Here is an 11,519-nt window from a genome sequence, read left to right on the forward strand (position 1 = left end):
AGCGCATCCGGCAGGCCGCCGTCGAAGGCGGCATGGAAGCGCTGGCGCTGCGCGTCGCCGCCCGGCGCGAGAGCGACGGCTCGATCAGCTACGGCATGGGCTTCGACGAGCCCGGCGAGGGCGAGCGTCCGGCGTTGCTGTCCGACGGCGTGACGGTGCTGATCGCGCCGCCCTCGCAGCCGCTGCTGCAGAACACCGAGCTGGATTTCGTGGAGATGGAGCCGGGCCAGTTCAGCTTCGTCTTCGTGCCCCAGGCCGCACCGAAACGCGGCGGCTGCGGCAGCTGCGGCGGCGGCAGCTGCGGTACCTGCTGATCCACATCCGGGAGCCCGCGTCATGAATGCCCGCATCGACTTCCCCCGCTCGCTGCTCGTCGGCGGCCACACCGGCAAGGTCCATCTCGTGGGCGCCGGCCCCGGCGATCCGGATCTGCTCACCGTCAAGGCCGCCCGGCTGCTGCGCGACGCCGACGTGGTGGTGATCGACCACCTCGTCTCGCCACAGGTGCTGGCGCAGATCGGGCCGCAGGCCGAGCGCATCCATGCCGGCAAGCAGCGCAATCACCACACGCTCAAGCAGCACGAGATCAACGCGCTGCTGGTCTCGCTGGCGCGCCAGGGCCGGCAGGTGGTGCGCCTGAAGGGCGGTGACCCCTTCGTCTTCGGCCGCGGGGGCGAGGAGATGCAGGAGCTGGTGGCCGCCGGCATCGAGTTCGAGGTGGTGCCGGGCATCACCGCGGCCTGCGGTGTCTCGGCCTACGCCGGCATCCCGCTGACGCACCGCGACTTCGCGCAGAGCTGCACCTTCGTCACCGGCCACCTGAAGGACGGCAGCGCCGAGCTCGACTGGGCCGGCCTGGCCCGCCCGCGGCAGACAGTGGTGATCTACATGGGCCTGACCGCGCTGGCGCAGATCTGCGCGAAGCTCGTGGAGCACGGCCTGCCGGCCGATCATCCGGCCGCAGTGGTCCAGCAGGGCACGACGGCGGCGCAGCGCGTGGTCACCGGCACGCTCGCCGACCTGGCGGGGCGCGTCGAGCAGGCCGGCCTCGAATCGCCGGCACTGACCATCGTCGGCGAGGTGGTGAAGCTGCGCGAGATGCTCGACTGGTACGGCGTGCAGCCGGCGGCCCTGCCGGTGCCGGCGAGCGCCGAGCTCAGCGAGGCGTTCGCTTAGCGCCTTCGACCAGGCTCGCGCCGCCGGGCGCGGCCACGCGCTGCTCGACGGCGAACACCGCCGCCTCGACCCGCGAATTGAGGTTGAGCTTGGTGAGGATGTGCCGCACGTGCAGCTTCACCGTGTCGTGGCTGATGTCCAGCGCGCGTGCGATGGTCTTGTTGCTTTCCCCGCGCGCCAGGTGCTCGAGGATCTCGCGCTCGCGTTCGGTCAGCGAAGCCAGCAGGTCGCGCCGTTCCGGCTCGCCGCTGCCGCCGGCCTGCAGCATGTTGGCCAGCTTGAGCGTCAGCGCCGGCGCCACCGCCAGTTCGCCGCGGGCCGCGCGGCCGATCGAGGCGATGACCTCCTCGGGCTCCATGTCCTTGAGCAGGTAGCCCTTCACGCCGGCGCGCAGCGCGGCGGCCAGGTCGTCCTGCGAGTCGCTCATGGTCAGGATCACCGCCGGCGTCTGCACGCCTTCGCTGCGGATGTGGCGCAGCAGGCTCAGCCCGTCGGTGGTGGGCATGCGCAGGTCGAGCACCACCAGGTCGGGCTCGTGCTGGCGCAGCAGCGGGACCACCTGGGTGGGGTCGCCGGTGGAGGCCGCCACCTGCATGCCGCCGCGGTGCTGCAGCAGGTCGGTCAGACCGTTGCGGCACAGCGAATGGTCGTCGACGAGGATGACCTTCAGCGCACGCTCGCTCACGGCGCGCCCCCTCCGGTGGCATGCCAGGCCAGCCGCACGCGCGTACCGCCGCCGGGCCGCGGCCCGATGGTGAAGTCGCCGCGCACGCGCTGGGCGCGCTCGCTCATGATGCCGATGCCGAAGTGCGAGCCCTCGTCGCACTGCTCGTCGGCGGGCCGCGGGCCGACGCCGTCGTCATCCACGCGCAGCTCGAAGCCCACCGGCCCGCCCTCGATCGTCAGCCAGGCATGGCGAGCCTGCGAATGGCGCTCGATGTTCGCCAACGCCTCCTGGACGATGCGGAAGACCTCGGTCTGCACCTCGCTGGACAGGCTCAGCGGCAGGCCGCGATTGAGGTAGACCAGCTCGATGTCGTTGCGCTCGCGGAAGCGCGCAACCAGCTGCTCCAGCGCACGGGACAGGCCGCGCGGGTCGATGCCGGTACGGAACTGGGTGACGATCTCGCGCAGGCTGCCGTGCGCCTCGCCCACCGCCTGGCGCACATCGGCCAGGTACTTCAGCGCGCCGGCCTCGTCGCACTCGGCCACCGCGTCCTGCAGCAGCGGCAGGCGCATCTTGACAAAAGTCAGGGTCTGCGCGATCGAGTCGTGGATCTCGGCGGCCATCGCCTGCCGCTCCTGCATCACCGTGGCGCGCAGGCTCTCCGCCTCCAGGCGTGCGTTGTCCAGCGCCAGGCCGAGCAGTTCGCCCATCGAGCGCAGCAGCGCCATCACCTGCGGCGCCGGCTCGGACTCGTCGGCGAAGAAGAGGTTGTAGATGCCGAGCACGCGGCCGCGGTGCTGCAGCGGCACGGCCAGCACCCGGCGGCAGGACTGGCCGAAGAAGGCATCGCCACCGCGCTCGGCGCAGGCGTGCAGGTCGGACGTCCAGACGATGCGCCGCTGCTCGGCGGCCTCGCCGCAGACGCCGCAGTGGCGGTCCACCGTCGCTTCGCAGCGGTGCACCGCGCCGGGCAACCCGACGTCGCTGACCAGCTGCAGCCGCTCGCCCGAGTCGCTGATCAGCCGCACCGCGCCGGCTTGAGCACCGGCGAGCGCCACCATCGGCTCGAGCAGCCGGTCGAGCAGGCCGCGCAGGTCGCGGCCCTCGGCCAGCCCGGTGGCGATCTGCACGAGCAGGTCGGTGCCGCCGGCCGTCGCCGGGTCGGGGCGTGCCGGAAGAAGTGTCGGCTTCATGGCGGGCGTCAGCATGCGCTGGCGATTGAACCCTTCCGCAAGGGTATTCACCATCGGGCAGACCCTGATACCCGTTACCGTATGCCGGAATTCGTTGCGAAAGATCAGTTCCGCGTCGTGTCGCCCGTGCGCCAAGACCCTATCCCCCAGATGGGTAGGTGCTCATTACCCGTCCCGGCTATAGACGCTGCAAGGCCCGCTTGCGCCTAATGAAGTGGCAGTGCAGACCGGCCCACGCAGGGTGTGCCGGGCGACGAGACCACGATGCCGGCCACACCGCTCCACGACCCGACCGCCGCTCCCATCCCCGGTGCCCGCACCGAGGTGCGCACCACCACCTGCTACATGTGTGCGTGCCGCTGCGGCATCCGCGTGCACCTGCGCAACGGCGAGGTGCGCTACATCGAGGGCAACCCCGACCACCCGCTGAACAAGGGCGTGATCTGCGCCAAGGGCTCGTCGGGGATCATGAAGCAGTACTCCCCGGCGCGGCTGACCCTGCCGCTCAAGCGCAAGCCGGGCACCGAGCGCGGCGCAGGCGAGTTCGAGGAGATCAGCTGGGAAGAAGCCTTCAGCACGCTGGAGGAACGGCTGCGTCACCTGCGCGCCACCGACCCGAAGCAGTTCGCGCTGTTCACCGGGCGCGACCAGATGCAGGCGCTGACCGGCCTGTTCGCGCGCCAGTTCGGCACGCCCAACTACGCGGCGCACGGCGGCTTCTGCTCGGTGAACATGGCCGCGGGGATGATCTACACGATCGGCGGCTCGTTCTGGGAGTTCGGCGGGCCGGATCTCGACCGCGCCAAGCTGTTCGTGATGATCGGCACCGCCGAGGACCACCACAGCAACCCGATGAAGGCGGCACTGGCGAAGTTCAAGCGCCAGGGCGGCAAGTTCATCGCCATCAACCCGATCCGCACCGGCTATGCCGCGATCGCCGACGAGTGGGTGCCGATCAAGCCGGGCACCGACGGCGCGCTGCTGCTCGCGCTCATCCACGAGATCATCGCGCTCGGCCTGTACGACCGCGACTTCCTCGCCCGCTACACCAACGCCGGTCAGCTGGTGAACCAGGACAGCGCCAGCGACGACTTCGGGCTGATGCTGCGCAACGCCGAGGGCGACATCGTCAACCCCCTGCGGCCGCACAACTTCTTCTGGTGGGACCGGCTGAGCCACCAGCCGGTGGCCGACCACACCGAAGGCACCGACCCGGCGCTGCTCGGTCGCTACAAGATGCCCGACGGCACGCCCGCCGTGCCGGCGTTCCAGCTGCTCGAGGAGCGCGTGCGCGAGTACACGCCCGAGTGGGCCGCCGGCATCACCGGCATCCCGGCTGCGACCATCCGCCGCCTCGCCCACGAGATGGGCATCACCGCGCGCGACCAGAAGATCGAGCTGCCGATCGCCTGGACCGACTGCTGGGGCAAGAAGCACGACACCGTGACCGGCAACCCGGTGGCCTTCCACGCGATGCGCGGGCTGGCGGCGCACAGCAACGGCTTCCACACCATCCGCTCGCTGGCCATCCTGATGAGCCTGCTGGGCACCATCGACCGGCCCGGCGGCTTCCGCCACAAGGCGCCCTACCCGCGCGCGGTGCCGCCCAACGCGCGGCCACCGAAAGGGCCCGAGGCCGTCAAGCCCGACACGCCGCTGAACGGCGCGCCACTGGGCTGGCCGGAGAGTCCGGACGACCTGTTCGTGGATGCGCAGGGCGAACCGGTGCGCATCGACAAGGGCTTCAGCTGGGAACACCCGCTGTCGGCGCACGGGCTGATGCACAACGTCATCACCAATGCCTGGCGCGGCGACCCGTACCGCATCGACACGCTGCTGATCTTCATGGCCAACATGGCCTGGAACTCGACGATGAACACGTCCGAGGTCCGGCGCATGCTCAATGACAAGGACGAGAAGGGCGAGTACAAGATCCCGTTCCTCGTCGTCTGCGATGCCTTCCACTCGGAGATGACGGCCTTCGCCGACCTGCTGCTGCCCGACACCACCTACCTCGAGCGGCACGACTGCATGTCGATGCTCGACCGGCCGATCAGCGAGTTCGACGGCCCGGTCGACTCGGTGCGCATCCCGGTGCTGCCGCCCACCGGCCAGTGCAAGCCCTTCCAGGAGGTGCTGGTCGAACTGGCCTCGCGGCTGAAATTTCCCGCCTTCGTCAACGCCGACGGCTCGCGCAAGTACCGCGACTACCCCGACTTCATCGTCAACTACGAGACCGCGCCGGGCTCGGGCATCGGCTTCCTGGCCGGCTGGCGCGGCAAGGGCGGCGAGAAGGCGATGCGCGGCGAGCCCAACCCGCGGCAGTGGGAGATGTACGAGAAGAACAACTGCGTGTTCCAGCACCACCTGCCGCCCTCGATCCAGTACATGCGCAACTGGAACCAGGGCTACATGGACTGGGCGCAGCAGGTGGGCCTGCGGCGCGACCGCGACCCGATCGTCATCCACCTCTACTCGGAGTTCCTGCAGCGCTTCCGCCTCGCGGCGCAGGGCAGGCATCCCGGCAAGCAGCCCCCTGAGCGGCTGAAGCAGCGCGTGGCGACCTACTTCGACCCGCTGCCCTTCTTCTTCGCACCGCTGGAGCAGCAGGCCACCGACACGCAGAAGTACCCGCTGAACGCGGTGACGCAGCGGCCGATGGCGATGTACCACTCGTGGGATTCGCAGAACGCCTGGCTGCGCCAGATCCACACCTACAACTTCCTGCACGTCAACTCGCGCACCGCGCTGGCCGCCGGCATCGCCGACGGCGCCTGGATGTGGGTCGAGTCGCCCTGGGGCAAGTTGCGCTGCCTGTGCCGCCACAGCGAGGCCGTGGAGCCCGGCACGGTGTGGACCTGGAACGCCATCGGCAAGCAGAGCGGCGCCTGGCACCTCGACGCCGGCGCCAACGAATCGCGCCGCGGCTTCCTGCTCAATCACCTGATCAGCGAGGAGCTGCCGGTCGGCGCGGGGCTGGCGCCGCTGTCGAATTCCGACCCCATCACCGGCCAGGCCGCCTGGTACGACGTGCGCGTGCGCATCTACCCGGCAGCGGCCGACGAGCCGGCCGAGAGCTGGCCGCAGTTCGGCGCGCTCAAGCCGGTGCCGGGCATGCCGGAACAGCCCAAGCGGCGCGGCTGGATGGCGGGCCTCAAGAAGGTGTCGCCATGACCCAGCTGGCCCTGGTCATCGACCTGAATGTCTGCGTGGGCTGCCACGCCTGCGTGACGAGCTGCAAGCAGTGGAACACCTCGGGCTCGGCCGGACCGCTGACCGATGAATTGCCGTACGGCGAGGATCCGTCCGGCACCTTCTTCAACCGCGTGCAGACCTTCGAGGTCGGGCAGTTCCCGAATACGCAGACGGTGCACTTCCCGAAGAGCTGCCTGCACTGCGAGGACCCGCCCTGCGTGCCGGTGTGCCCCACCGGCGCGAGCTACAAGCGCGCCGAGGACGGCATCGTGCTGGTCGACTACGACAAGTGCATCGGCTGCAAATACTGCAGCTGGGCCTGTCCCTACGGCGCGCGCGAGTTCGACGAGGACCGCAAGGTGATGACCAAGTGCACGCTGTGCGTGGACCGCATCACCGACAAGGCGCTGCCCGAGGCCCAACGCAAGCCGGCCTGCGTGCTCGCCTGCCCGGCCGGTGCGCGGCTGTTCGGCGACATCCACGACCCGGCCTCGACCGTGTCGGTGGCGATCACCGAGCGCGCCGGCTACCCGCTCATGCCCGAGTGGGGCACACGCCCGGCCAACCACTACCTGCCGCGCCGGCGCACGCAGATCCCGCTGCACGCCGAGGACCTGCAGCGCCGCGACAACCCGCTCAAGGTCGACGGCAAGCAGCCGGAGACACCGCACCTGGAGCCCGGGCGCGAGGACTACGCGACATGAATCCCGCCTACTCCGTCATCTTCCTCACCGTGCTGATCGGCGCGGGCCAGGGGCTGTTCCTCGCGCTGTTCGCCTGCGAGCTGGCCGGCTTCGGCATCACGCCCGACGAACGCACAACGCTCGCGCTCGGTGCCGGCCTGGCGCTGGTGTTCAGCGGGCTCGGGCTGGTGGCCTCGTTCTTCCACCTCGGCCACCCGGAGCGCGCCTGGCGCGCCGCGGCGATGTGGCGAACCTCCTGGCTCTCGCGCGAAGTGATCGCCCTGCCCGTCTTCATGGCGGCGCTGGCCGCCTGGGGCGGCGCGCACTGGCTGGCGCTGCCGGGCACGCGCGTGATCGGCACCGTCGCGGCGCTGGCCTGCGTGGCGCTGTTCGTCTGCACCGGCATGGTCTACGCCTCGATCCGCTTCCTGCAGGAATGGGCCAGCCCGCTGACGCTGGTGAACTACGGGCTGATCGGCTGCGCCTCGGGCAGCACGCTGGCCGCGCTGCTGGCCAGCCTGCGCGCACCCGACATCGCACCGGCCCTGGCCACTGCCGCGCTGCTGCTGACGCTGGCGGCACTGGCCGGCCGGGCCGCGTCGCTGGTGCGCAATGCCGGACTGCGGCCGCGCTCGACGCTGCAAAGCGCCATCGGCATCAAGCACCCGGTGATCCGGCAGCGTGCGCAGGGCTTCATGGGCGGCTCCTTCAACACGCGCGAGTTCTTCCATGGCCGCGGGGCGGCCGCGCTGCGCGGCGTGAAGTGGTTCTTCCTCGCCGCCGGCTTCGTGCTGCCGGCGCTGCTGCTGGCGGTGGCGCCGGCGGCCAGCGGGCCGCTGCTGGTGGCCGTGCTGCTTCAGTTCGCGGGCCTGCTGGCCGAGCGCTGGTTCTTCCTCGCGCAGGCCAACCACCCGCAGAACCTCTACTACCAGGCCATCTCGTGATGCCGCGCCGCCGGGCCGCGGCTGCGGCTGCCTGTCTGTTCGCCCTGCTCGCCGCGCCCGCGCAGGCCGCCGCTGCGGCCGCGCCGGCCGGCGCCCCGTGGTGGATGTGGCCGGCGCTGTTGTTCGTCGCCTGCTTCGTGATGGGCATCGTGGCGGTGCCCGCCGGCATCGGTGGCGGCACGCTGTTCGTGCCCATCGTCGGCGGCTTCTTTCCCTTCCACCTCGACTTCGTGCGCGGCGCCGGCCTGCTGGTGGCGCTGGCCAGTGCGCTGGCCGCGGCGCCGATGCTGCTGCGCGGCGGCCTGGCCAGCCTGCGCCTGGCGCTGCCGCTGGCGCTGCTGGCCTCGGCGAGCTCGATCGGCGGCGCGCTGCTCGGGCTGGCGCTGCCGGTGTCGGTGGTGCAGACGGCGCTGGGCCTGATCGTGCTGGGCATCGTCGCGCTGATGGCGGTGTCGAAGAAGTCGGAGTTCCCGGTCGTCGCCGCGCCGGACCGCCTGTCCACGGCGCTGGCGCTGCACGGCGTGTTCGTCGACGGCGCGACGCGCCGCCGCGTCGACTGGCAGGTGCATCGCAGCGGCATCGGGCTGGTGGTCTTCCTCGGCATCGGCGTGCTGGCCGGCATGTTCGGCATCGGTGCGGGCTGGGCCAACGTGCCGGCGCTGAACCTGCTGATGGGCGCGCCGCTGAAGGTCTCCGCCGGCACCTCGGGGCTGGTGCTGTCGCTGGTGGATTCGTCGGCCGCCTGGGTCTACGTCAACAAGGGCGCGGTGCTGCCGATGATCGCCGTGCCGTCGGTGATCGGCATGATGCTCGGCGCCAAGATCGGCGCGCGACTGCTCGACGTGCTCAAGGGCTCGGTGATCCGTCGCATGGTGATCGGCGTGCTGCTGTTCGCCGGCCTGCGCGCGCTGCTCAAGGGCACGGGGGTGTGGCCATGAAGCCCGTCGAGCCGGGCGCGCTGGCCGTGGAGCCGAGCAGCATCACGCAGCCACCCGAACAGCTGCGCTACGCCCGCTGGCTCGAGTGGGGCACGCGGGTCGGCCTGGCGCTGCTGATCGTGGTGTTCCTCGCCTACGGCGTCGGCCTGGTCGACCCGCACGTGCCGCACTCGCGCCTGCCCGAGGTGTGGAACCTGCCGGTGTCGCAGTTCCTCGCGGCCACCGGCCTGCCGGACGGATGGGGCTGGCTGCGTCATGCCCACCGCGGCGACATCGCCAACCTGATCGGCATCGGCCTGCTGGCCGGCGCCTCGGTGCTGGCGCTGCTGGCCTCGGTGCCGCTGTACCTGCGCCAGGGCGACCGGCTCTACGCCGGCCTGTGCGTGGCCGAGGTCGCAGTGCTGCTGCTGGCTGCCTCCGGCCTGCTCACGGCCGGCCATTGACGCGGAGCACGGCGGTGACCCAGCCCTTCTCGAACCTGCTGCTCGCCACCGAGCACTCCGAGCAGGACGAGGGTGCCGAGACGCTCGCGTTCGCGCTCGCGCATCGCTGCGGCCTGCCGCTGCGCGCCGTGCTGCCGATCGCCAGCAACCCCGAGTACGAGGCGATCGCGCCGCAGCTGGCAGCCCATGCCGAGGCGCAGGCCGGCGAGCGCATCGGCGCTCTGCTGGCCGACGCGAAACGCGCCGGCCTGGCCCTCGAGCTGCAGGCGCGCCGCGGGCCCGAGCCCTGGCGAGAGATCGTCGACGAGGCCGCCGAACGGGGCACCGACCTGCTCGTGATCCGGCGCCGCGGCAAGCGTGGCCTGCTGGCCAACCTGCTGGTCGGCGAGATGGTGCGCAACGTGGTGACCCACGTGCGCTGCAGCGTGATGGTGGTGCCGCGCGGCGCGGGGATGTGGTCACGCCGGGTGCTGGCGGCCATCGAGCCCGAGACGGCCGACATGACGCCGGTGGCCACCGCCGCGGCCATCGCCGCCGAGTGCGGCCTGCCGCTGACGCTGGCCAGCGTGGCCGATGCCGCCGGCCGCCACGAGGCCGCCGAGCGCACGTTGCGCGCCGCGCTGGCCACTGCGCGCGGCTTCGGCATCGAGGTCGACAGCCGGCTGCTGTCCGGCCGCCCCCACGAGCGCATCGTCGATGCACTGCGCGACACCGGCGCCGACCTGCTCGTGATCGGCCGCCACCGCGCCGAGGCCCTGCCGCGCGCCTGGCTGGGCGACGTCGCGCAGAAGGTCATCGGCCTGGCCGAGCGGCCGGTGCTGGTGTGCGCCTCGCCTTCTTCCACGCCCCGGAGACCCGCATGAGCGACGCGCTCAACTACCTCGTCAAGGCCCGCCCCGACGCGGTGGGCCACTACTTCAAGTTCCTCAAGGAGTGCGGCAAGCACCTCGACCCGAAGACGCGCAACCTGATCTCGGTGATCACCAAGGTGCACGCGCAGACCGAGCGGGGCTTCAAGCAGTACCTCAACCGCGCCTTGCGCGAGGGCTGTACGCCGATGGAGGTGCTCGACGCCCTGCTGATGGCCTTCCCGGCGCTGGGCCTGGCGAAGATCGTCTGGGCCACCGACATCATCCTCGAGATGAACCTGCCGGGCTTCAGCCCGGAGGCGCTGCACGGCGAGACCCGCTGGCACGACGTGATCGGCACCGACGAACTGGCCAGCGGGCAGACCAGGCGCATCGAGTGCGACGGCCGCGCCCTGTTCGTGCACCGCGAGGGCGACGAGTGGCGCGTCTACGACAGCCGCTGCCCGCACCAGACCACCGACATCCCCCACCTCGCGCTGCATGGCCACACGCTGACCTGCCCGAAGCACGAGTGGGCCTTCGACATCCGCAGCGGTGCGTGCATCGCCAAGGGCAACACCCCGCTCACACGTTGGGAGAGCCGGGTCGAGGACGGTCGCGTCCTCGCACGCTGGTAGGGGCCAACGAGTTCCTTCGATCGACACACAGACCTATTACTAGGACAGGAGACAAGCCATGACCCGCCTTCGCTTCCCCCTCAAGACGATCGCCCTCGCCGCGGCGCTCGTTGCCGGCCCGGCCTTCGCCACCAACGGCTACTTCCCGCACGGCTACGGCATGAAGGCCAAGGGCATGGGCGGCGTCTCTACCGCCCTCGCCCAGGATGCCTACGGCGGCGCCAACAACCCCGCGTCGATGGTCTGGACCGGCTCGCGCTTCGATGTCGGCGCCGAGGTGTTCATGCCCGACCGCGACGCCGAGCGCTCGGGCGCCACGGAGATCCCCAGCCTGAACGGCAAGGTGACGAGCGACAAGCGCTACTTCCTCGTGCCAGAGATGGGCTACAACCGCATGCTCAATAGTGACCTGTCGGTAGGGGTCACCGTCTACGGCAACGGTGGCATGAACACCACCTACCCGCAAGGCAACTTCAACTGCGGTGCCGGTCCGGCCAATGCGCTGTGCGGCAGCGGCACGCTGGGCGTCGACCTGATCCAGCTGGTGGTGGCGCCGACGGTGGCCTACAAGCTGAACAGCCAGCATTCCGTGGGACTCTCGCTGCTGCTGGGCTACCAGCGCTTCAAGGCGCAGGGCCTCCAGGCCTTCGACAACCCGGGCGCACCGATCCCCGATTTCACCGGATCGCCCGGAAGCGTCACCAACGTCGGCACCGACAGCGCAAGCGGGTTCGGACTGCGGGTGGGCTACATGGGGCAGCTGAACGAGAGCCTGAGCATCGGCGCGTCGTACT

The 11,519-nt window shown here is 70.8% G+C and carries 12 protein-coding genes; 10 read left to right on the plus strand and 2 right to left on the minus strand.

Features of this window, described 5'->3' with window-relative positions; all coding sequences use genetic code 11:
- Nucleotides 1-314 (plus strand): hypothetical protein (locus AB7U92_RS12080; protein WP_428576798.1); only part of this gene is annotated, 314 nt, incomplete at its 5' end.
- A 22-nt stretch (nucleotides 315-336) separates the two neighbouring features.
- Entirely contained in the window at nucleotides 337-1,176 is an 840-nt protein-coding gene (gene cobA / locus AB7U92_RS12085) for a uroporphyrinogen-III C-methyltransferase (protein WP_428576801.1), read from the plus strand.
- Here the strand turns inward: cobA and AB7U92_RS12090 are convergent.
- Together AB7U92_RS12090 and AB7U92_RS12095 are read right to left on the minus strand one after the other, a co-directional pair.
- Nucleotides 1,157-1,861, minus strand: a complete 705-nt coding sequence (locus AB7U92_RS12090) for a response regulator (protein ID WP_428576804.1) — start codon at nucleotides 1,859-1,861, stop codon at nucleotides 1,157-1,159. The two genes, cobA and AB7U92_RS12090, sit on opposite strands and share 20 nt — an antisense overlap.
- The gene (locus AB7U92_RS12095) at nucleotides 1,858-3,051 is read right to left on the minus strand and encodes a GAF domain-containing sensor histidine kinase (RefSeq protein WP_428576807.1); all 1,194 of its coding nucleotides are present in this window, start codon (nucleotides 3,049-3,051) and stop codon (nucleotides 1,858-1,860) included. Before AB7U92_RS12095 ends, AB7U92_RS12090 begins: the two co-directional genes overlap by 4 nt.
- Nucleotides 3,052-3,300: 249 nt before the next feature.
- Here AB7U92_RS12095 and AB7U92_RS12100 point away from each other — a divergent pair, with 249 nt between their 5' ends.
- The 8 genes from AB7U92_RS12100 to AB7U92_RS12135 all read left to right on the plus strand — a co-directional run.
- On the plus strand, nucleotides 3,301-6,210 hold the full coding sequence (locus AB7U92_RS12100) for a molybdopterin oxidoreductase family protein (protein ID WP_428576810.1): 2,910 nt from the start codon (nucleotides 3,301-3,303) through the stop codon (nucleotides 6,208-6,210).
- On the plus strand, nucleotides 6,207-6,935 hold the full coding sequence (locus tag AB7U92_RS12105; protein WP_428576812.1) for a 4Fe-4S dicluster domain-containing protein: 729 nt from the start codon (nucleotides 6,207-6,209) through the stop codon (nucleotides 6,933-6,935). Before AB7U92_RS12100 ends, AB7U92_RS12105 begins: the two co-directional genes overlap by 4 nt.
- The gene (locus AB7U92_RS12110) at nucleotides 6,932-7,858 is read left to right on the plus strand and encodes a dimethyl sulfoxide reductase anchor subunit family protein (protein ID WP_428576815.1); all 927 of its coding nucleotides are present in this window, start codon (nucleotides 6,932-6,934) and stop codon (nucleotides 7,856-7,858) included. Before AB7U92_RS12105 ends, AB7U92_RS12110 begins: the two co-directional genes overlap by 4 nt.
- Entirely contained in the window at nucleotides 7,858-8,796 is a 939-nt protein-coding gene (locus AB7U92_RS12115) for a sulfite exporter TauE/SafE family protein (protein WP_428576818.1), read from the plus strand. Before AB7U92_RS12110 ends, AB7U92_RS12115 begins: the two co-directional genes overlap by 1 nt.
- Nucleotides 8,793-9,239 (plus strand): hypothetical protein, encoded by a 447-nt coding sequence (locus AB7U92_RS12120; protein ID WP_428576821.1) that lies wholly within the window; start codon nucleotides 8,793-8,795, stop codon nucleotides 9,237-9,239. The genes AB7U92_RS12115 and AB7U92_RS12120 overlap by 4 nt, the downstream gene beginning before the upstream one ends.
- A gap of 14 nt (nucleotides 9,240-9,253) precedes the next feature.
- The gene (locus AB7U92_RS12125) at nucleotides 9,254-10,102 is read left to right on the plus strand and encodes a universal stress protein (RefSeq protein ID WP_428576824.1); all 849 of its coding nucleotides are present in this window, start codon (nucleotides 9,254-9,256) and stop codon (nucleotides 10,100-10,102) included.
- On the plus strand, nucleotides 10,099-10,725 hold the full coding sequence (locus AB7U92_RS12130; protein ID WP_428576827.1) for a Rieske 2Fe-2S domain-containing protein: 627 nt from the start codon (nucleotides 10,099-10,101) through the stop codon (nucleotides 10,723-10,725). The genes AB7U92_RS12125 and AB7U92_RS12130 overlap by 4 nt, the downstream gene beginning before the upstream one ends.
- A 58-nt stretch (nucleotides 10,726-10,783) precedes the next feature.
- On the plus strand, nucleotides 10,784-11,519 hold a 736-nt coding region (locus AB7U92_RS12135), incomplete at its 3' end, for an OmpP1/FadL family transporter (RefSeq protein ID WP_428576830.1).

Source organism: Piscinibacter sp. (genome assembly GCF_050175855.1).
In the GTDB taxonomy this organism is placed as follows: Bacteria; Pseudomonadota; Gammaproteobacteria; order Burkholderiales; family Burkholderiaceae_C; genus Piscinibacter.